At 66.1% G+C, this 19,214-nt stretch carries 18 protein-coding genes, 1 tRNA gene and 1 pseudogene; 12 read left to right on the top strand and 8 right to left on the bottom strand.

Annotated features, from left to right (window positions below):
• Window positions 1-208 precede the first annotated feature (208 nt).
• From CHINAEXTREME_RS12560 to cdd, 7 genes and pseudogenes are all read left to right on the top strand, one after another.
• The gene (locus tag CHINAEXTREME_RS12560; RefSeq protein ID WP_007141691.1) at window positions 209-880 is read left to right on the top strand and encodes a MaoC family dehydratase; all 672 of its coding nucleotides are present in this window, start codon (window positions 209-211) and stop codon (window positions 878-880) included.
• Window positions 881-1,042: 162 nt separating this feature from the next.
• Window positions 1,043-2,428 carry a phosphohexomutase domain-containing protein gene (locus CHINAEXTREME_RS12555; protein ID WP_076738737.1) on the top strand — a complete coding sequence of 462 codons (1,386 nt, stop codon included), beginning with the start codon at window positions 1,043-1,045 and terminating at the stop codon, window positions 2,426-2,428.
• Between the two features lie 143 nt (window positions 2,429-2,571).
• Window positions 2,572-3,627, top strand: a complete 1,056-nt coding sequence (locus CHINAEXTREME_RS12550; protein WP_029601638.1) for a BMP family lipoprotein — start codon at window positions 2,572-2,574, stop codon at window positions 3,625-3,627.
• Window positions 3,628-3,631: 4 nt separating this feature from the next.
• The gene (locus CHINAEXTREME_RS12545) at window positions 3,632-5,329 is read left to right on the top strand and encodes an ABC transporter ATP-binding protein (protein WP_007141689.1); all 1,698 of its coding nucleotides are present in this window, start codon (window positions 3,632-3,634) and stop codon (window positions 5,327-5,329) included.
• Window positions 5,326-6,576, top strand: a complete 1,251-nt coding sequence (locus tag CHINAEXTREME_RS12540; RefSeq protein ID WP_007141688.1) for an ABC transporter permease — start codon at window positions 5,326-5,328, stop codon at window positions 6,574-6,576. Before CHINAEXTREME_RS12545 ends, CHINAEXTREME_RS12540 begins: the two co-directional genes overlap by 4 nt.
• Complete coding sequence (locus tag CHINAEXTREME_RS12535) at window positions 6,563-7,606, top strand: ABC transporter permease (RefSeq protein WP_007141687.1); 1,044 nt, start codon at window positions 6,563-6,565, stop codon at window positions 7,604-7,606. Before CHINAEXTREME_RS12540 ends, CHINAEXTREME_RS12535 begins: the two co-directional genes overlap by 14 nt.
• A 52-nt stretch (window positions 7,607-7,658) precedes the next feature.
• Window positions 7,659-8,105, top strand: a pseudogene (cdd, locus tag CHINAEXTREME_RS12530) (cytidine deaminase); the annotation flags it as partial.
• 12 nt (window positions 8,106-8,117) lie between these two features.
• Here the strand turns inward: cdd and CHINAEXTREME_RS12525 are convergent.
• Window positions 8,118-8,570 carry a DUF488 domain-containing protein gene (locus CHINAEXTREME_RS12525; protein WP_007141685.1) on the bottom strand — a complete coding sequence of 151 codons (453 nt, stop codon included), beginning with the start codon at window positions 8,568-8,570 and terminating at the stop codon, window positions 8,118-8,120.
• A 58-nt stretch (window positions 8,571-8,628) separates the two neighbouring features.
• On the opposite strand from CHINAEXTREME_RS12525, the gene CHINAEXTREME_RS12520 reads away from it, so the two are divergent.
• Window positions 8,629-9,462, top strand: a complete 834-nt coding sequence (locus CHINAEXTREME_RS12520; RefSeq protein ID WP_007141684.1) for a nucleoside phosphorylase — start codon at window positions 8,629-8,631, stop codon at window positions 9,460-9,462.
• 101 nt (window positions 9,463-9,563) lie between these two features.
• Here CHINAEXTREME_RS12520 and CHINAEXTREME_RS12515 read toward each other — a convergent pair whose 3' ends face one another.
• From CHINAEXTREME_RS12515 to CHINAEXTREME_RS21880, 4 genes are all read right to left on the bottom strand, one after another.
• Entirely contained in the window at window positions 9,564-10,328 is a 765-nt protein-coding gene (locus tag CHINAEXTREME_RS12515; protein ID WP_007141683.1) for a mechanosensitive ion channel family protein, read from the bottom strand.
• A 1-nt stretch (window position 10,329) separates the two neighbouring features.
• Complete coding sequence (gene dacZ / locus CHINAEXTREME_RS12510; protein WP_007141682.1) at window positions 10,330-11,142, bottom strand: diadenylate cyclase DacZ; 813 nt, start codon at window positions 11,140-11,142, stop codon at window positions 10,330-10,332.
• A gap of 332 nt (window positions 11,143-11,474) precedes the next feature.
• A tRNA-Leu gene (locus CHINAEXTREME_RS12505) sits at window positions 11,475-11,559 on the bottom strand.
• Window positions 11,560-11,611: 52 nt separating this feature from the next.
• On the bottom strand, window positions 11,612-11,785 hold the full coding sequence (locus CHINAEXTREME_RS21880; protein ID WP_006674019.1) for a hypothetical protein: 174 nt from the start codon (window positions 11,783-11,785) through the stop codon (window positions 11,612-11,614).
• Between the two features lie 236 nt (window positions 11,786-12,021).
• On the opposite strand from CHINAEXTREME_RS21880, the gene CHINAEXTREME_RS12495 reads away from it, so the two are divergent.
• Window positions 12,022-12,330, top strand: a complete 309-nt coding sequence (locus tag CHINAEXTREME_RS12495; RefSeq protein ID WP_007141680.1) for a transcription initiation factor IIB family protein — start codon at window positions 12,022-12,024, stop codon at window positions 12,328-12,330.
• A gap of 128 nt (window positions 12,331-12,458) precedes the next feature.
• Here CHINAEXTREME_RS12495 and CHINAEXTREME_RS12490 read toward each other — a convergent pair whose 3' ends face one another.
• Window positions 12,459-12,929: a phosphopantetheine adenylyltransferase gene (locus tag CHINAEXTREME_RS12490; protein ID WP_007141679.1), complete on the bottom strand. Its 471-nt coding sequence runs from the start codon at window positions 12,927-12,929 to the stop codon at window positions 12,459-12,461.
• Between the two features lie 139 nt (window positions 12,930-13,068).
• Between CHINAEXTREME_RS12490 and CHINAEXTREME_RS12485 the strand changes: the two genes are divergently transcribed.
• The 3 genes from CHINAEXTREME_RS12485 (at window position 13,069) to CHINAEXTREME_RS12475 (ending at window position 17,349) form a co-directional block, all read left to right on the top strand.
• The gene (locus CHINAEXTREME_RS12485; protein WP_007141678.1) at window positions 13,069-15,324 is read left to right on the top strand and encodes an NADP-dependent malic enzyme; all 2,256 of its coding nucleotides are present in this window, start codon (window positions 13,069-13,071) and stop codon (window positions 15,322-15,324) included.
• A gap of 86 nt (window positions 15,325-15,410) precedes the next feature.
• Window positions 15,411-16,829, top strand: coding sequence for an outer membrane protein assembly factor BamB family protein (locus CHINAEXTREME_RS12480; protein WP_007141677.1), 1,419 nt, complete (start codon window positions 15,411-15,413; stop codon window positions 16,827-16,829).
• Window positions 16,830-16,971: 142 nt separating this feature from the next.
• The gene (locus CHINAEXTREME_RS12475) at window positions 16,972-17,349 is read left to right on the top strand and encodes a 30S ribosomal protein S8e (protein ID WP_007141676.1); all 378 of its coding nucleotides are present in this window, start codon (window positions 16,972-16,974) and stop codon (window positions 17,347-17,349) included.
• Between the two features lie 117 nt (window positions 17,350-17,466).
• Here CHINAEXTREME_RS12475 and CHINAEXTREME_RS12470 read toward each other — a convergent pair whose 3' ends face one another.
• Together CHINAEXTREME_RS12470 and CHINAEXTREME_RS12465 are read right to left on the bottom strand one after the other, a co-directional pair.
• Window positions 17,467-17,910 carry a hypothetical protein gene (locus tag CHINAEXTREME_RS12470; RefSeq protein WP_238593274.1) on the bottom strand — a complete coding sequence of 148 codons (444 nt, stop codon included), beginning with the start codon at window positions 17,908-17,910 and terminating at the stop codon, window positions 17,467-17,469.
• A gap of 95 nt (window positions 17,911-18,005) precedes the next feature.
• A complete protein-coding gene (locus CHINAEXTREME_RS12465; RefSeq protein ID WP_007141674.1) occupies window positions 18,006-19,007 on the bottom strand; it encodes a phosphate signaling complex PhoU family protein in 1,002 nt (333 codons plus the stop codon).
• Window positions 19,008-19,214: the final 207 nt, after the last annotated feature.

The raw sequence follows: 19,214 nt of genomic DNA, 5'->3' as shown, positions 1-19,214 counted from the left end.
TAAGAGTTTCCACTAGATACCATTTGATGCCATCAGATGGAGCAGCCGGGACGATACCGGCGGGGACCGACGCTCTCGACCCACCGTGCCTCCAATTCCCATACATCGAAACCGGGTGTAACCAGATCTTACGGCATCCGAGGGATAGTAAAAACCGATTGGATGAGCCAAAGAAGTGATAACCTCCCCCACCCTAGTTCGGTCGTAGATGTCTCACCAGAACTCCGGGACACCCGATTTCGCCGCCGTGACGGACGCCTGGACGACGATGACTCAGAGCTTCTTCCAGAGTGCGACCGCCGCAAACCGGGCAGCAGTATCGGCGATGATGCCCACGACCGACGACCAGAGTTCGTCGGCGTCCGCATCGCCCTCGAGCGGCCGTTCGGGTGACGAGACCGTCCCCGCGTCGATCCCCTCGGTCGATCACTCCGACCTCGACTGGGAGTTCGACCGCAGCGTCGACGACCGCGACGAGATCACCGTCGGCGACGCCGTCACGTTCGAGAAAACCCTGACCGACGAGGACGTTCGCGCGTTCGCGACGATCAGCGGCGACACCAACCGACTCCACCTCGACGACGAGTTCGCCGCCCGCACCCGGTTCGGCGAGCGAATCGTTCACGGGACGCTCGTCTCCGGGCTCATCAGCGCCGCGCTCGCACGCCTTCCCGGGCTGACGATCTACCTCTCGCAGGACCTCGAGTTCAGCGGTCCGGTCGGGATCGGCGACCGCGTCTCCGCACGCGTCGAAATCGTCGAAGCGCTTGGCAACGACCAGTACCGCCTCGAGACGGTCATCCGCGACGAGGACGACGATGCGACCGTCATCGACGGCGAAGCGGTCGTCCTGATCGACGAAATGCCCGACGAATCGTAACGCCCGTTCCGTCGTCCGTCCGGTTCGAAACGCGGTGTCCGTTCGCGGCCCCTGGCCCCGACCGGATCCCAGTCCCGTCTCTCTTTCTCGTCGACCCCGCCGAGGACTGCCCGGCGAGTCCGTCTCAGATAGTATAAGTGCGTCCTCCGGAAAGGGACGGCCATGTCACTGTTCGGGACAGCCGGGATCCGCGGCCCGGTCGAAGAGATCACACCCGCGCTCGCGCTCGAGGTCGGCCAGGCCGCGGGCCGGCCGGGAGAAACGTTCGTCGTCGGCCGTGACGGCCGCGAAACCGGGGCGGCGCTGGCCGCTGCGATGGAGGCCGGCCTCGAGAGCGCCGGCGCCGACGTCTACCGCCTCGGCCAGGTGCCGACGCCCGCGCTGGCGTTCGCCTCGCAGGGCCGCCGCGGCGCGATGATTACCGCGAGTCACAACCCGCCGACGGACAACGGGATCAAACTGTTCGCCGACGGCGTCGAGTACGACCGCGAGGCCGAACGCGGGATCGAAGATGGGGTCACCGAGGGTGTCCCGCTCGCCTCCTGGGAGCAGTGGGGCGATTCCGAACGGCTCGAGGTCCTCGACGACTACCGCGACGCCGTCGCTGACTACGTCGACGCGCAGTTTTCGGACGGCGAGGGCGCGCCCCTCGCGGGACTCTCGATCGCCGTCGACTGCGGCAACGGCATGGCCTCGGTGGCGACCCCACAGGTGCTCGAGCGACTGGGCGCGGAAGTCGTCGCGGTCAACGCCAGCGTGGACGGCCACTTCCCGGCCCGCGAGAGCAAGCCGACGCCGGAGACGCTCTCGGACTTCTCGACCTTTCTTTCGGCCGCGCGCGAGGACGGCTCGGCGTTCGACCTGGGGCTCGCCCACGACGGCGACGCCGACCGCCTCGTGGTCCTCGGCCCCGACGGCGACGTGATCCACGAGGACACCGTCCTCGCGGTCGTCGCGGCACACTACGCGGCCGAGAGCGATGCCGACGATCCGGTCGTGGTCACGACGCCGAACGCCTCCGCGCGGATCGACGAGCAGGTCCGGGAAGCCGGCGGTCGCGTCGAACGCGTCCGACTGGGCGCGCTCCACGAGGGAATCGCCCGGGAACGCCGCGCCGGCGACGCGGACACCGAAGTCGTCTTCGCGGCCGAACCCTGGAAGCACATCCACACCGCCTTCGGCGGCTGGATCGACGGCGTCACAAGCGCCGCGGCCGTCTCCGCACTCGTCGCCGAGGCCGGGGACACCGGGACGCTGCGGGAGCCGGTCACCGAACGCCCCTATCGCAAGGTTAGCGTCGACTGTCCGGACGACGCCAAACCCGACGTCATGGCCGACCTCGAGTCCGAGTTGCCGGCCGCGTTCCCCGAGGCTGCCGTCGACACCGATTACGGAGTCCGCCTCGAGTTCGAGGACGCGTCCTGGGTGCTCGTCCGGCCCAGCGGAACGGAGCCATACGTACGCATCTACGCCGAGAGCGACAACGTCGACGCCCTGATCGGCGACGCCCGCGAGGTCGTCGAGGCGACCGTCGCCGACCGGAGCTAAACGTACGCACGTCCGCGCTAGCGGGAAATGAGAGTACTACTTTCGTAGTAAACTGTTGCGTGCACCGCTGACGCGTCGGTTCGCGTAAACGGGTCCGTCGATTCCGACGGCTATAAACCCTGTCTCCTCACTAGCCGTGTCTAATGCCACGAAACAGGCGGACGTTCTTGACAGGTGCCGGCGCTGCTGGGCTCGCGGGGCTGGCTGGCTGCGTCGGTGGGTTCGGCGACGGCGGCGGCGATTCCGAAGCACGGATCGGCATGGTGTACGCAACCGGCGGCCTCGGCGACAACTCGTTCAACGACATGGCCCAGCAAGGGCTGTTGGACGCCGAGGACGAGTTCGACATCGCGTTCGACGAACGTGAGCCGGAGACGGAAGGCGAGTTCACCAGTGCACAGCGGGACTTCGCCGAGTCCGGCGACTACGACCTCGTCTCCTGTATCGGCTTCGCACAGCTCGACGCGCTCGAGGAGAACGCGGATGCCTACCCCGACCAGGACTTCATCATCATCGACGAGGTCCTCGAGGTGGACAACGTCCGAAGCTACATCTTCGGCGAGCCGGAGGGATCGTTCCAGGTCGGTCACCTCGCAGGCCTGCTGACGGACATGGAGTTCGCCGCGGCCGAAAGCGAGACGAATCCCGACGCGAACACGGTCGGGTTCGTCGGTGGCGTCGAATCGCCGCTGATCGAGTCGTTCGAGGCCGGATTCAAAGCCGGCGTCGAGTACGCGAACGAGGACGCGGAGGTCGTTACCTCCTACGTCGGCGACTTCAACGACACCGCCGGCGGCCAGGAGGCCGCGCTGTCGATGTACCAGGACCAGGACGCCGACATCGTCTTCCACGCGGCGGGTCGAACCGGCGTCGGCGTGCTCCAGGCCGCACAGTCCGAGGGTCGGTTCGCGATCGGCGTCGACGCCGACCAGTCGCTGACCGAACCCGACTACGCGGACGTCATCCTCGCGAGCATGGTCAAGCAGGTCGACACCGCGGTCTACTCCGCCGTCGAGTCGGTCGTCAACGATGCGTTCGAGGGCGGCGAAACCGAACGCCTCGGCCTCGAGGAAGAGGGCGTCAGGGCAGTCTACGGTGACACGATCGGAGACGAGATCCCCGACGACGTCACGGGCGCACTCGACGAGTCCAGACAGGCGATCATCGACGGCGAGATCGACGTCCCACAGGAACTGTAATCGCATGACCGACTCCGGCACAGGCACCACTACCGAGGAAGGGGAAACCGCTCGAGGGGGCACCGGTCCCGACTCGAGGCGGGCGGCCGACCTGGCCGTCCACCTCGACGGGATCACAAAGCGGTTCCCGGGCGTCGTCGCCAACGACGACGTCGACCTCCGCGTCGAACGGGGGTCCGTCCACGCGTTGCTCGGGGAGAACGGTGCGGGGAAGACGACGCTGATGAACGTCCTCTACGGGCTCTACCAGCCCGAAGGGGGCCGGGTCGTCGTCGACGGCGAGGAACGCTCGTTCGACTCCCCACGGGACGCCATCGACGCGGGAATCGGGATGATCCACCAGCACTTCATGCTGGTCGACACGATGACCGTCGCGGAGAACATCGCGCTCGGCAACGAACCCCGGAAGTGGTTCGGGCTCGCGGTCGACCGCGAACGGATCGACCGCGAGATCCGCGACCTCTGTGACCGATACGGGTTCGACGTCGATCCGGGAGCGACGGTCGCCGACCTCAGCGTCGGCGCACAGCAGCGCGTCGAGATCCTCAAGGCGCTGTATCGCGGCGCAGACGTGCTCATCCTCGACGAGCCGACGGCCGTCCTCACGCCCCAGGAAGTCGAGGGGCTGTACGAAGTCCTCGAGGAGCTTACGGCCCAGGGGAAGACGATCATTTTCATCACGCACAAACTCGGCGAGGCGACCCACGCGGCCGACGAGATCACGGTCCTCCGGGACGGGAAATCCGTCGGCACGGTCGACCCCGAGGGGACGACCCAGGACGAACTCGCCGAGTACATGGTCGGCCGCGAGGTGCTGCTGGAAGCCGAGGCCGACCCCTGCGAGACGGGCGACGTGGTCCTGTCCGCGGACGACGTCGTCGTCGAAGACGAACGCGACGTCGAGGTCGTCTCCGGGATCGATCTCGAGATCCGGAGCGGCGAGATCTTCGGTATCGCGGGCGTCGACGGCAACGGCCAGGGGGAACTGATCGAAGCCGTCACCGGACTCCGGACCCCCGACGAGGGGCGGATCACCTTCGACGGCGAGGACGTGACCGACTGGTCCCGCCGGGAACGGATCGACGCCGGCATGGCGTACGTTCCGGAGGATCGCCACGAGCAGGGGCTGGTCATGCCGTTCGACTTGGTCGAGAACGGCGTGCTCGGCAGCCAGCGTTCCGAGGAGTTCTCTCAGTCCGGACGGATCGACTGGGAGTCGGTCCGGACCCATACCGAAGACATCATCGAAACCTACGACGTACGGCCGCCCGACCCCGACGCCGACGCGGTGTCGCTGTCGGGCGGCAACCAGCAGAAGTTCATCGTCGGCCGCGAGTTCGAGCGCGACCCCGACCTCGTGGTCGCGACCCACCCCACTCGGGGCGTCGACATCGGTTCGACGGAGTTCATCCACGACCGACTGCTCGAACTCCGCCAGGAGGGGGTCGCCATCCTGCTCGTCTCCTCCAAACTCGACGAAGTGCGGAGCCTCTCGGACCGACTGGGAGTCATCTACGAGGGCGAGTTCATGGACGTGACCGATCCCGACGATCTCACCGAGGAGGAACTGGGACTGCTGATGGCGGGCCAGCGCCCGTCCGAGAACGCCGACGCGGATGCGAGCTTCCGCGGCGACGGGTCCGGTGTCTCCGCGGACGGTGGGGGCGACGGACGCGACGAACCGGCGGGTGATTCGGCATGAGGGACCGGGTCGAACGACTGATCGAGCGACTCGTTCGCGCCTCGGCCGTCGAACGGATCGCGGTCAGCGTCGCCGCGCTGTTCGCCTCGATCCTCGTCGGTGCCGTCCTCGTGTTCGTCTCCGGCGGGTTCGCCTCCTGTCGTACGGGGCTCGACCTGGCCGGCTGGACGTTCTGTTACAACCCGATCCAGGTCTACTACGAGCTGTTCCTCGGCGCGATGGGCCACCCACTCCAGGGCGGCTGGTCGCCGATGAACTACAGCCTGGCGACGACGCTCCAGCAGACGACGCTGTTGATCTTCACGGGGCTGTCGGTCGCCGTGGCCTTCCGTGCGGGGCTGTTCAACATCGGGACGCAGGGACAGTTAGTCGTCGGTGGGCTCGCGACGGCGGTCAGCGTCGTGTACGCGGCGGCGATCGTTCCCGGCGGACTCGTCGGGACGATCGTCCTCATCCCGATTGGCGTCCTCGTCGGCGCGATCTTCGGCGGCCTGTTCGGGGCGATCCCCGGGGCGCTGAAGGCCTACGCCGACGCGAACGAGGTGATCACGACGATCATGCTCAACTTCGTCGCGGTCGGGGTCGCCTCGACGCTGCTGTCCTGGCAGTTCCAGGACCCCAACAGCAGCAATCCCCAGACTCAGCCCGTGCCGGAGTACGCCGAGATTCCGACGATTCCGTACGTCGGCTTCGGCGGCCGGATGGACTTCTCGCTGCTGGCGTTTGCCTTCGCCGTCGCGCTCATGCTCGGGGTCGCCTGGCTGCTCGCCCGCACGTCGTTCGGATACGAACTCCGAACCAGCGGCGTCCAGCCCGAGGCGGCCGCCTACGGCGGCGTCGACGACAAGCGCATGGTCGTCTCGAGCATGACGCTCTCGGGCGCGCTCGGCGGGATCGGCGGCGCCTTCTGGGTGCTGATGGTCCACGGGCGCTGGCTCGAGAACGTGCCGGAACTCGGGTTCGACGGGATCGCCGTCTCGATCCTGGCGGGGAACAACCCGCTCGGGGTCGGCGCCGCGGCGTTCCTGTTCGGCATCCTCCAGAGCGGGAGCCGGTCTATCGGTACCGCGACGGACGTGCCGCCGGAACTGGTCGGCGTGCTCAGCGGGCTCATCATCCTCTTCGTGGCGATGCCGGAGTTCTTCCGGATGATCGGCTCGCGGTACGTCCACGTCGAGCGGGAGCGGCCCGCTCGAGCGGACGGCGGGGACGCCGAGAGCGAGACCGGAGGTGATGCCGATGCGTGATCGACTGCCCATTCCCGAGTCGAGCTACATGCAGGCAGTCGTCGGCGGAGGACTGGTCGCGACCGTCCTCTTCCTCGCGCTCGCCAGTCCGAGTACGCACACGGCGACGCTGCGGCTGGCCGTCCCGATCGCGCTGGCGGCCATCGGCGGCATCTTCGCCGAAAAAAGCGGCGTCATCAACATCGGTATCGAAGGTCTGCTGATCGTCTCGGCGTTTACCGGCGTCGTGGTCACGTTCCGGCTCGGCTCCGGCGAGTCGACGCTACTGATCTCCCACCACTGGTGGGGGCTGCTCGCGGGCGTGCTCGTGAGCACGCTGTTCGCGCTCGTGTTCGCGGTCGTCTGCATCGAGTTCAAGGCCGACCAGATCATCGCTGGCCTGGCGGTCTGGCTCATCGCGCTCGGGCTCGCGCCGTTCGTCTCGCGGATCGTCTTCGAGAGCCCCAACACGGCCACCGTCGGAACGTTCGACAACGTGACGGTACCGGTGCTCTCCGAGTTCCCGCTCGTGGGCTACTTGCTGTTCGACACCCCGCCGCAGGTCTGGATCATGCTTATCTCGGCCGTCCTCGGCTGGTATCTGCTCTCGCGGACGAGCTTCGGCCGCTGGGTCGTCGCGAGCGGCGAGAACCCGAAGGCGCTCGACACCGCCGGCGTCGACGTCCGGAAGGTCCGCTACGCGGCGGTCATCCTCTCGGGCGTGTTCGCCGGGCTCGGCGGGGCCGGCTTCGCGCTCGGCCAGCTGGGCACCTTCGCCGGTGGCGGCGAGACCGACATCGGCGGCCGCGGGTTCATCGCCATCGCGACCTACCTGTTCGCGAACTACCACCCGATCGGCGCGCTTGCCGGCTCGTTCCTCTTTGCCGGTCTCGACGCGATCCAGGTCCGGCTCCAGGCCGCCGGATACGCCGTCCCGACGGAGCTGATCCGGACGATCCCGTACGTGACGGTGATCGTCGTCCTGGTCTTCGTCGGCAAGACCCGACTGCCGGAAGCGGCCGGCGAGAACTACGAATCCGGCGAGGACTGACTGCCTTCCGGCGAGGCGATCGCCGGTCGATGCCTTCTTACCCCTCCTCGAGGCAGTACAGATCACCATGAGTGCCGAGAAGTCGAACGACGCTGGCGACCGCGACGACGGGGACCTCATCGAGCGCGCCCGGGAGATCCAGTCGCAGGCTCACGTTCCCTACTCCGAGTACGCGGTCGGCGCGGCGATCGAGACCGGAGACGGCGAGGTGTTCGTCGGCTGCAACCTCGAGAACGCGAACTTCAGCAACAGCCTCCACGCCGAGGAGGTGGCGATCGCCGAGGCGGTCAAGAACGGCCACGGCGAGTTCACGCGGCTCGCGGTCAGTTCGGACCGCCGGGACGGCGTCACCCCCTGCGGGATGTGTCGCCAGACGCTCGCGGAGTTCTGCGACGACGACCTGCGGGTCATCTGTGACGAGGGCGAGGGAGTGGAACCGACGGAGTACGCGCTGGGAGAGCTCCTCCCGAACACGATCAGCGAGGAGACGCTCGAGTAGCGCGTTTCGGCCCTATTCCGCCTCGATCCGTTCCTCGAGCCGTTCCCGGAGGATCGTCCGGTGACACCGCTTCTTGTCGGTGTTCTCGTAACAGACCAGCGCGAGCGACTCGCCGGACTCGATGCGTGCCTCGAGGTCCGCCAGGGCCGCCCGTGCCTTCGGGTCCGTCTCGATGTGATCGCGGTACGCGTCGGCGAAGTCGACCCGATCCCAGGCCGCGTCGTGGGCTCCTTCCTCGCACAGTCCTTGCATCTTGAACTCCTCCTCGGCCGCCTTGGCGGCCTCGAGGAGGTCGGCGGGCGGCCCCAGCGCGGGGCGGTTCTCGTCGACCGCGGCGTGAAACCACGGCGCGGGCTTTCGGACGACCCCGACGAGCGTCGTCTCCGGCGGCAGGTCGGCCCGGTCGTGCTGGAGGGCGGCGACGTAGGTGTCAGCGAGCGATCCGGATTCGGTACCGCGTGCCATACCGGCGGTACGCGTGCCCCGCATTTATATACGGTGCCGGCCCGAACCCCCGCGTCGAATGCCAGCCGACAGCGAAGATCCGAACGCGGACGTACAGTACCACCTCGAGGTCGCCCCCGAGGACGTCGCGGACACCGTCCTCCTGCCCGGGAACCCGGAGCGCCTCGAGAAGATCGTCGCTCACTGGGACGACCACGAGATCCGCGCCCACCACCGCGAGTACCGGACCGCGACGGGCAGCTACGAAGGGACGCCGATCTCGGTCACCTCGACGGGGATCGGCAGCCCCTCGGCCGCCATCGCGGTCGAGGAACTGGCCCGCGTGGGCACGGACACGTTCATCCGGGTCGGGTCCTGTGGCGCGCTCCAGCCCGAGATGGACGTCGGCGACCTCGTCATCACGACCGGCGGGGTCCGCCAGGAGGGCACCAGCGACGAGTACGTCCGTGAGGACTACCCGGCCGTCGCCGACCACGAGGTCGTCAGCGCGCTCGTCGCCGCAGCCGAGCGACTGGGCTACGACTACCACACCGGCGTCACCATGAGCGCCGACTCCTTCTACGCGGGCCAGGGCCGGTCCGGCTACGACGGCTTCGAGGCAGCCGGCTCCGAAGACCTCGTCGACCAGCTCGTGGAGGCAAACGTCAAGAACATCGAGATGGAGGCAAGCGCCATCCTCACGCTCGCGAACCTCTACGGGCTGCGCGGCGGCGCGGTCTGTACGGTCTACGCCGACCGCGACGGCGGCGAGTTCCGCACCGAAGGCGAGTCCCGGGCCGCCGAGACGGCGACGCTCGCGACGCACCTGCTGGCGAAGATGGACGAGGCCAAGCGCGAGGCCGGCGTCGACCGCTGGCACGCGGGACTCTCGCTGGATCTCGAGGACGTCTGAACCGGACGGTCGAAATCGACCCCGACGCCGGGAAGGAAGCGGCCCCGCGGCCGCCACTACGTGAAACACGTCGAGCGGGCGGCCTGAGAACGACGCCGTCCCTACTCTCGATTTCGAACGACGCCTTCGTCCAGGACCTTCCGGTTCGGCACGATGTACTCCTCGGAGTCGTTCTCGATCTTCGTGACGAACAGATCGACCTCCTGGACGATCCCCGACTGGTCGCCGATCCGGACCTCGTCGCCGATCCCGTAGGGCTGGTTCAACAGGAGGTAGATCCCTGCAGCACTCGAGACGAGGAAGTCCTTGAACGCGACCGTGAAGACGATTACGACGCCGACGGCGTACACCGTCAGCAGGATCAACAGCGCGAGAACGTGGACGCCGATCTGTCCCAGTGCGATGATGAACGTGACGTAGAGAACGGAGTACTTGATCAGTCGCGGAAGCAGTGAAATTTCGGGGAGCTTGACCCCCCGTAGATACTCGCTGACCGCGAGTTCGGACTTGTCCGCGATGATGAACCCGAGGATGAGCACCAGGACGGCGACGAAGACCTGCGGGATGAACTCCGTCACCCGGAACCAGAACGCGTCGGTGTTCAGCAACTGGGCGATGTGGATCGCTGTCAGGATCGCGATCCCGTAGATGAACCACGAACTCAGTCGGGCGACGATCTCGACGGTGGACGTACCGAGCGACTGTGCCGTCCGCTCGAACGGCGTCCCCTCGACCGCGTCGGGCACTCCCGCCGCCGTGAGCAACTCCTTGTTGAGCCGCCCGACGAGGTAGCCGACGACGAGGCCGAGCGCGAGGACCGCGGCGGCGATGACCGCCGGCTCCTCGATAAACGTCTGCCAGTCCATGTCAGTAGGCCTCCGGGTCGACCTCCAGGATCATCTCGCCGCCCTTGAACGCCCGGACGAGCCCGTCGCTCTCCGAGAGTACGATCGCGATCGCGTTCGTGTCCCTGGTGATCGCGCCGCCGGCCATGTGCCGCGCGCCCAGCCCCTTCGGAATGTCGACCCCCTCCGCCGACGGCTCGAGGTAGCGATACGCCGAGACGATCTTGCCCGCGTCGGAGATGACGAACGCGCCGTCGAGTCGGGAGAACTCCTTCAACATTACGTTGACGATCGGATCGCCCACGTGGACGTGGGACTTCTCGAAGGGGTTGTACGACAGCGGCCGGGACTTGTTCATCACCTTGCCCGCGTCGCCGACGATGAACAGCGCGCCGACGGGCTTGCCCTTCTGGCCCTTCTTGCCGAGTTCGATCGCCAACTCGAGCACGGACTTGATGACGTCGGGTTCGGCCCGCGACTTGGCGAAGAGATCGTAGATGCCCGTGTGGTCGTCGGCACTCGCCCGCACGCGTGAAACGGTATCGATCTCGTTGTCGAAAAGCCGCGTCGCGCAGGCGAGTTCGTCGCCGTCCTCGATCACTCCCTCTTCGAACGCACCCTCGAGGCCGAACTTGATCCGGTCGGAGACGTCGTCGAACGCGAGCGGGAGTTCGACGAACGTGTCCGCACCGACGTCGTTGTCGGTGCCGACGACGATGACGTCGACGTCGTCCATCGTCGCGAACCGCTCGTAGTAGGATCCGCTCGGCGAGAACAACAACACGCCGTCGACACTCGAGAAGAGATCCCCGAACACGTCGTCTAACCCGTCCATTGCTTTTACAAGTTGGTTCCGCGCGAATAAGCGTTTTGGGACGTCTGACGTTCGTCTGTCGCTTTTCTCTCCCGTAGGCTGCGTTTATTGATCCCTCTCCGGTCGTGATCCGTTGTTGACAATGTGCTCCCGCTGGTTCGGACTCGAGTAGTCGAGACGGATTGTGGCCCGGGTGGTGAGGGTGCTGGCACGCTCGAGGCTATCGTCTTCGATTGAAAAAGGCGCGGGACCGGATTCGAACAACGCGAAGACGTGCTCACTCCGTTGTGCGCGTCTTCTCTCGTTCGAATCCGCTGACTGCATTCTCCGCTCACGGTGTTGTTCGCGGAGAATGCGCGGGACCGGATTCGAACCGGCGGACCCCTACGGGACAGCGTCCTAAGCGCTGCGCCGTTGGCCTAGCTTGGCTACCCGCGCGCACTCCCGCCTTTTCACGAATCGAGTAAGAACCTGTCGATCCGACGCGTCGTCACTGATGCTTGACCGGCTCCTCCGGGGACCAGTCCGGCGGGACGATAAAGGTCACGTGCTCCGGATCGCGTAGCTGGTGGAGCTCCGCCGCTTGCTCGGCCAGCGATCGGTCCCGGTACGGCATCTCGAGGCCGCAACCGGTACAGACGAGTTTGCAGGTTGGTTCCTTCATGTAGTAGTCCCGATGAGACCGCCGGTCGGGAAGCGTCACGTCGACTTCTCGTTTGTCGTCCCCCCGCTTTAGTAGTTGTCTCCTAGTGAAACCGCGGGAGAACGGCCGGTTCGCATAGTCGTTCGTAGCTGTACGTTGGATCGAGTAGCACCGTATTGGCGATTCGCCCCACGATCGTTGCGATCGTTTCCGATTCGTGACCGCGGGTTTATTTCCGATGAGGCGATAGTCCCGGTATGCACAGCGCTCGAGACCGGATCGAGTACCGATCGTGGCTCGAGGACCTCGAGCGGATCGCCGATCGGCTCGACCTCTCGACGGAAGCACGATCCACGGCGACGGACCTCTTTCTGACCGACGTCCCGGACGACGATCGTTCGAAGCGGGCAGTGCTTGCCGCGAGCGTCTACGCGGGATCGCTCGTCGCCGGCGAGGGACGCACGCAGGGCGAGGTCGCCGAGGCCGCGGAGGTCTCTCGGCTCTCGATACAGTCGCGCTGGAAGGACGTCCTCGAGCGGGCCGGCCTCGAGCCGCCGGGCTGGTAGTTCGAGCCACGCTCGATTACTGTCGCCGGTAACAACCGATTAGGGCGGTGTTATGCCGTGCTGACGGTCGGGTAGCGGTCGAAAGACGATATTAGGCGGTGAAAACGATGCGAAAGCGGGACCGACCGTCACTCGGCGTCGTCCAGCACGTTGCCGTGCTCGTCGATCTCGCCCTGGACGATACGTGTACTCGAGATGATGTCCCCGTCATCCGCGCGAACGTGTGGGACGACGACGACCTCGAGCGGATCGTATCCGTGTTCGCGGCGAATCTCGTTGATCCGTTCTCCGCCCTCCCGGGTCTCCGGCGAGACGACCAGATAGTCGAACTGTGGCTCGGTCGCGATCCCGGTCGGTTTCTCGAGGGTACGGATCTCGAACTCGCGGTCGTACTCGTCGGCGAACGTCTCGAGGGCCGCCTCGAGATCGGTCTCGCGTTCTTCGTAGCTCCGAACCGGTCGATCCACCTGCCGCGTTTTCGGCGCGAGCTCGTCGCTCGTCAGTCCGACAGTCACGTCCCCGAGTTCGAACGCCCGTTCGAACAGCTTGCGGTGGCCGTCGTGAACGGGGTCGAACGTCCCACCAAGCGCGACGTCCATACCCGACCACACTTGCGCGCCCCGTATAAAACGGTCGAATCGGGGGGCCGCTTGAACGACAGGCTCCCGCAGAACGGTTCGACGTCCGTCGAAACAACCCTTCGCATTGTTTTTAGTGGTGGCCCGCACTGTCCTCCATATGGGACTCGACGAGGATTCACTGGACTACCACCGGACCGATCCACCCGGAAAGATCGAGATTTCGACGACGAAACCGACGAATACGCAGCGTGACCTCTCGCTCGCGTATTCGCCCGGCGTCGCCGCGCCGTGTATGGAAATCGACGAGGACGCCGACGAAGCCTATACGTACACTTCGAAAGGGAACCTCGTCGGCGTCGTCTCGAACGGCTCCGCCGTACTGGGGCTCGGTGACATCGGCGCACAGGCGTCCAAGCCCGTCATGGAGGGGAAAGGCGTCCTCTTCAAGCGGTTCGCGGACATCGACGTCTTCGACCTCGAACTCGACGAGTCCGATCCCCACAAGTTCGTCGAGGCCGTCAAGATGATGGAACCGACCTTCGGCGGGATCAACTTGGAGGACATCAAGGCCCCCGAGTGTTTCACGATCGAGGAACGGCTCCGCGAGGAGATCGACATCCCGGTCTTCCACGACGACCAGCACGGGACCGCGATCATCTCCGGCGCGGCGCTGCTCAACGCCGCAGATATCGCCGACAAGGACCTCGAGGACCTCGAGATCGTCTTCTCCGGTGCGGGCGCGAGCGCGATCGCGACAGCGAAGTTTTACGTTTCGCTCGGCTGCAAGCGGGAGAACATCACGATGTGTGACTCCTCGGGGATCATCACCGAGCCCCGCGCCGAACGGGGCGACGTCAACGAATACAAACAACAGTTCGCTCGCGACGTCCCCGAGGGCGACCTCGCGGACGCGATGGAGGGTGCCGACGTCTTCGTCGGCCTGTCGATCGGCGGGATCGTCGACGAGGAGATGGTCCGGTCGATGGCCGAGGATCCGATCATCTTCGCGATGGCCAATCCCGACCCCGAGATCGGCTACGAGGAGGCCAAAGAGGCCCGGGACGACACCGTCATCATGGCGACGGGGCGGTCGGACTATCCGAATCAGGTCAACAACGTCCTCGGGTTCCCGTTCATCTTCCGTGGGGCGCTCGACGTCCGCGCGACCGAGATCAACGAGGCGATGAAGGTCGCCTGTGCCGAGGCGCTTGCGGACCTCGCCCGCCAGGACGTTCCCGACGCGGTCGTCAAGGCCTACGGCGACGAACCGCTCCAGTACGGCCCCGACTACATCATCCCCAAGCCGGTCGACCCGCGCGTGCTGTTTCGCGTTGCCCCGGCCGTCGCCGAGGCCGCGGTGGAGTCCGGTGCCGCCCGGACCGAGATCGACCCCGACGCGTACGAGGAGGAACTCGAGGCCCGCCTCGGCAAGTCCCGCGAAATGATGCGGGTCGTCCTCAACAAGGCCAAGAGCGACCCCAAGACGGTCGCCCTGGCGGAGGGCGAAAACGAGAAGATGATTCGGGCGGCCTACCAGATCCAGGAGCAGGGGATCGCCGCTCCGATCCTCATCGGGGACGAAAGCGAGATCCGACAGACTGCGGCGAACCTCGGACTGGACTTCGATCCGCAGGTCGCGGACCCCTCCGTCGGCGACTACGAGGAGTACGCCGCACGCCTTCACGACCTCCGCCAGCGCAAGGGGATCACCCGGACCGAGGCTACCGATCTCATCGAAAACGACACGAACTATTTCGGGAGCGTGATGGTCGAACAGGGCGACGCCGACGCCCTCCTGACCGGCCTCTCGCATCACTACCCCTCGGCGCTGCGGCCGCCCCTGCAGGTCATCGGCACCGCAGACGACGTCGACTACGCCGCGGGTGTCTACATGCTGACGTTCAAGAACCGCGTCGTGTTCGTCGCCGACGCGACGGTCAACCAGGACCCCGACGAGGAAGTGCTCGCGGAGGTCACCAAACTGACCGGCGACCTCGCCCGGCGGTTCAACGTCGAACCCCGCGCAGCACTGCTGTCGTACTCGAACTTCGGTAGCGTCGACAACGAAGGCACCCGCAAACCGCGCCGCGCCGCGAACATGCTGCAGGACGACCCCGAAGTCGACTTCCCGGTCGACGGCGAAATGCAGGCCGACACCGCCGTCGTCGAGGACATTCTCGAGGGGACCTACGGCTTCTCGGAACTCGACCAGCCCGCGAACGTGCTGGTCTTCCCGAACCTCGAGTCGGGTAACATCGGCTACAAACTGCTCCAGCGGCTCGGCGGCGCGGACGCCATCGGGCCGATGCTGGTCGGCATGGACAAGCCGGTTCACGTCCTCCAGCGGGGCGACGAGGTCAAGGACATCGTGAACCTGGCCAGCGTAGCGGTCGTCGACGCCCAGCAGGACTAACGACGTCGGGGCCCGGCACCTCCGACCGCCGTCGAACATCGGGACCGTTTTGAAGAATCGCTACGCGAGTTCCAGCAGACCCCCGTATGTCCGATCGATCTCCGATCCCGCGAATCGAAGACGAAACCGACCGTAGCCGGCGGCAGTTCCTCCGTGCGGCCGGCGTTGCGTCGGCCGCCGGACTGGCCGGCTGTGCGACCCCGTGGACGTCGGCCGACGGAGACGGATCGCCGTCCACGTCCATGTCCGACCGCGACGCGGCCGATACCGTCTCGGCGTACGCGAGCCACCCCGACGACGACGTGAGGATGTTCCAGCGCGGGCTTCGCCGACTCGGCTACTATCCCGACGAGGTCGTCCCGGACGAGGTCAGCGTCAACTGGTCGTTCCCGATCAACAACGTCGGTCACACCGCGGCCAAGTCCAGCCCCGTTCCGACGCCCGACGGCGACACGATGGTGATGGCGGGCGATACGGGCTGGGTTCACGGCGTCGAGCCGTCCGGTGAACCCCAATGGCTCACGGAGACCGGCGCGACCAAGCTCGGTTTCCACGGTTCTCCGGCTATCGTCGACGGAACCGCCTACATCGGGGGGTACGACGGCGACCTGTACGCGATCGACGTCGAGACGGGAGAACTCGTCTGGCGGACCCGCTCGAGCGAACTCGACGGCACGCTCGCGATCGGCTCGAGCCCCGCCTACTACGAGGGTACTCTCTACGTGATCGTCGAGTACGGGAGCCCGTCCTCCGGTGCACTCTGGACGTTCGACGCCGAAACCGGCGAACCGACCTGGAGCGACGATCGGATCTGGGGGCAGTCCCACCCGTCGCCGACGATCGACCTCGAGACCGGGCGGATCTGCGCCGGGTCGAACGACGGCGCCGTCTACTGCTGGGAGTTCCCCTCCCTCGAGTTCGCCTGGAAGTTCCAGACCGGCGGCGAGGACGGACCCGACGGCGAATCGAAGGCGGACGGCGAGTTCAACCTCGGCGCGGAGATCAAAGGGACCATCGCGGCTCACGACGGCTACGGCTACTTCGGATCCTGGGACGAGCACTTCTACTGTCTGGACCTCGAGGACGGAACCGAGCAGTGGTCGTTCGAGACCGACGGCCGGATCATGGCGAACCCGGCGCTCGATCCGGAGGCGGACGTCGTCTACACCGGCAGCAACGACGGATACGTCTACGCCCTCGACTGCGACACCGGCGAGGAACTGTGGGCGACGGACGTCAACGGATCGATCATCGGAGCACTGACGGTCACCGCGGGATCGGTGCTGGTCGGCTCGTACGACTCGTATCTGTACGCGCTCGACGCCGAGACGGGAACCCGGCGGTGGCGCGTCGAGAACCGCGGCCACGTCACGAGCGCCCCGGTCCCCCACGACGGGCGGATCTACTACGCCGAACGCGGCGTCTTCTCGAACTACTGGGACGACGAGGAGGAGACGATCCTCGAGGAACCCGGCCACGCGTACTGTCTGGTTCCGGACGAGTGAGGGGCCGGGGATCGCGACGACCGAAGCCGAAGCCGGAACCGGACCGGACCGGACCGCAACCGCCACGGCGGACCCCGAACGGGCCGTCGATCCGCCGGCGTGAAAGCGTGCATTCAAGTAGGCGCCGGGCTTTCTCCCGGATATGCAAGATCAGGGACGCTCTACGCGCAAGCGTACCGGCGGTCGACTGAAGAACGTTCGAAAGCGCCGAAAGAACGAACTCGGCCGACTCCCGACCGAGACGCAGGTCGGCGAGCCCCGGTTCCGGACCGTCGACGTTCGCGGGAACGATACCAAGACCCGCGCGCTGGCGACCAACGTCGCGAGCGTCAACAAAGGCGAGGAAACCGTCACGGCCGAGATCGAGGACGTCGTCGAGAACGAAGCCAACCCGAACTACGTCCGCCGAAACATCATCACGAAGGGCGCGGTCATCGAGACGTCCGAAGGCACGGCGCGCGTGACGTCCCGTCCCGGCCAGACCGGACAGGTCAACGCCGTCCTCGAAGCGGACAAGTAACGCCTCCCTTCCCCTTTTCCGACGTTCAGGGCCGCCCAGCCGACGGCTCGCTTCTCGAGGGGTCGTTCGATTTCGCGGCGGTTCCGGCGTCGAACCGACGAACAAAACCCGATCCGCTCAGGTCGGAATGCGCGTCCGACGCTCGAACGCCGACGTCTTCCGGATCTCGTACTCCTCCAGCAGTGTCCGCTCGTCGTCTTCGAGGAACTCGGCGAGATCGGCCCGTTCGTACGCCGCCTCGTCGTCGAACTCGTTTTTCGCCTCGAGCTTGTTCCGGGCGGCTTTGGCATGGAGCCGGGCCAGTTCCCGGGCCTCGTAGCTGAACGTCTTCGCCTGTTCAGTCTCCGAGGCCTCGTAGGCGGCGTCGAATCGCTCGGCGGCTCGTTCGTACTCCTCCAGTGCACCCTCGAGGTCGCCGTTCGCTCTGGCCTCTTCGGCAGCCTCGTACGCGTCGTCGCCCTTGATGTAGTAGTCGACCGCCTCCATATTCGCCGTCACACACCCGGCAAGCGAGAGAACTGTGGTGCCGGTCCACGCGAGAAATTGCCGCTTCGAGAGCATGCGGACCACTTTCTACTACCTGTAAATCTACTTTCCGGCCCGGCGATTCACAGGTCAAATCGCCGACAGCGCTGTACGATCCGATCGAGTCGGGCTCAGGATCGCGGTCGAGGCGCTGCCTTCTGGAGAGCGGTTTCGGCGATGTTACCGCCGTAGTCGGCGCTCCGGGACAGCGAGTCGACGATCAGCCCGAGCGACTGGGCCTGGACCGGCTCCTGCTCGCGGAGCATATCGTCAATGTGACGTGTGTGCTCGTCGATCTCGAGGACTGCCTCGCGTGCGGCATGACCCAGGGCGTTTGCCTCGTCGGTTTCCTCGACGAACAACGCGTCCATCGCTTTCTCGAGGACGTCGGCGGCGTCGTCTTGCAACGCGACGAGCGCCTCGGCGACGCTTTCGGGAATCTCCTCGAGTTTGAGCGCGAGCTGGCTGATCTTCGCGGCGTGGTCTGCGACGCGTTCCAGTTGGCGGGCGCTAGAGTGGAAGTCGAAACAGTCCTCGCGGGAGACGCCGAGTTCCTCGGCCGCCCGCGGCGATCGGAGGGTGGCACGGAAGATCCGCGAGACCACGAGCCAGAGTCGGTCGACGTCGTCGTCCCGTTCGATGACGTCGTGGGCGATGTCGTCGTCGTTCTCGACCAGCGCCGTCACCGCGTCCTCGAGCATCGAGGTCGCGATCAGGCGCATCCGCCGGACGGCGTTGACGATCGACAGCTCCGAGGAATCGAGCAGATCCTGGATGACGACGCTGTCGGTCGTCTCCTCTAAGACTTCGACGCCGACCAGGCTCTGGGTTGCCGACCGGATCGCCCGTCGCTGGTCGGTCGTGATCCGGCCGGCCTCGAGTCGAATAATGTCGAAGCCGCTGACGTACATCGTCATCACGGCCCGCGTAAGACGTTCTCCCTCGAGATCCGAGACGTCGAGCGTGCCCTCCTGTCGGTCGCTCTCGCTCTGTGGGGTCAACAGCAGGGCGTCGTCCTCTGGGTACAGTTCCACTGTCGTCCCGGAACTGACGTCGTTGTCCGTCGCCCACTCCTTGGGCAGGGAGACGGTGTACGTCGATCCGCCCGTTACCTGGACCTTGCGCGTCTCCATGGTCGCGCGTTGACGGTCCGTACATAAATCGACTCCTATCTATAGACCCGTCATCGGAGGGGGCCATAGCGTATCCGGTCGTTGGCGAGACCGAGTTCGACCGCCTTCGGTCCGATCAGTCCGGTGGAACCGGACCGATGGGTTCCGTTGACACCCTCCTGGACGGAGACAAAATCGAGTGAAACGGAGTACCAGATTTTCACCTGT

The sequence above is a fragment of the Halobiforma lacisalsi AJ5 genome, from assembly GCF_000226975.2.
GTDB classification, from domain to species: Archaea; Halobacteriota; Halobacteria; order Halobacteriales; family Natrialbaceae; genus Natronobacterium; species Natronobacterium lacisalsi.
Note: the sequence above shows the minus strand (reverse complement) of the source record. Positions and strands in the feature narration are given on the sequence as shown.

Coding starts and splice junctions, on each gene's coding strand:
- CHINAEXTREME_RS12560 (WP_007141691.1), top strand. CDS start 209: ATGTCTCACCAGAACTCCGGGACACCCGATTTCGCCGCCGTGACGGAC.
- CHINAEXTREME_RS12555 (WP_076738737.1), top strand. CDS start 1,043: ATGTCACTGTTCGGGACAGCCGGGATCCGCGGCCCGGTCGAAGAGATC.
- CHINAEXTREME_RS12550 (WP_029601638.1), top strand. CDS start 2,572: ATGCCACGAAACAGGCGGACGTTCTTGACAGGTGCCGGCGCTGCTGGG.
- CHINAEXTREME_RS12545 (WP_007141689.1), top strand. CDS start 3,632: ATGACCGACTCCGGCACAGGCACCACTACCGAGGAAGGGGAAACCGCT.
- CHINAEXTREME_RS12540 (WP_007141688.1), top strand. CDS start 5,326: ATGAGGGACCGGGTCGAACGACTGATCGAGCGACTCGTTCGCGCCTCG.
- CHINAEXTREME_RS12535 (WP_007141687.1), top strand. CDS start 6,563: ATGCCGATGCGTGATCGACTGCCCATTCCCGAGTCGAGCTACATGCAG.
- CHINAEXTREME_RS12525 (WP_007141685.1), bottom strand. CDS start 8,570: ATGGCACGCGGTACCGAATCCGGATCGCTCGCTGACACCTACGTCGCC.
- CHINAEXTREME_RS12520 (WP_007141684.1), top strand. CDS start 8,629: ATGCCAGCCGACAGCGAAGATCCGAACGCGGACGTACAGTACCACCTC.
- CHINAEXTREME_RS12515 (WP_007141683.1), bottom strand. CDS start 10,328: ATGGACTGGCAGACGTTTATCGAGGAGCCGGCGGTCATCGCCGCCGCG.
- dacZ (WP_007141682.1), bottom strand. CDS start 11,142: ATGGACGGGTTAGACGACGTGTTCGGGGATCTCTTCTCGAGTGTCGAC.
- CHINAEXTREME_RS21880 (WP_006674019.1), bottom strand. CDS start 11,785: ATGAAGGAACCAACCTGCAAACTCGTCTGTACCGGTTGCGGCCTCGAG.
- CHINAEXTREME_RS12495 (WP_007141680.1), top strand. CDS start 12,022: ATGCACAGCGCTCGAGACCGGATCGAGTACCGATCGTGGCTCGAGGAC.
- CHINAEXTREME_RS12490 (WP_007141679.1), bottom strand. CDS start 12,929: ATGGACGTCGCGCTTGGTGGGACGTTCGACCCCGTTCACGACGGCCAC.
- CHINAEXTREME_RS12485 (WP_007141678.1), top strand. CDS start 13,069: ATGGGACTCGACGAGGATTCACTGGACTACCACCGGACCGATCCACCC.
- CHINAEXTREME_RS12480 (WP_007141677.1), top strand. CDS start 15,411: ATGTCCGATCGATCTCCGATCCCGCGAATCGAAGACGAAACCGACCGT.
- CHINAEXTREME_RS12475 (WP_007141676.1), top strand. CDS start 16,972: ATGCAAGATCAGGGACGCTCTACGCGCAAGCGTACCGGCGGTCGACTG.
- CHINAEXTREME_RS12470 (WP_238593274.1), bottom strand. CDS start 17,910: ATGCTCTCGAAGCGGCAATTTCTCGCGTGGACCGGCACCACAGTTCTC.
- CHINAEXTREME_RS12465 (WP_007141674.1), bottom strand. CDS start 19,007: ATGGAGACGCGCAAGGTCCAGGTAACGGGCGGATCGACGTACACCGTC.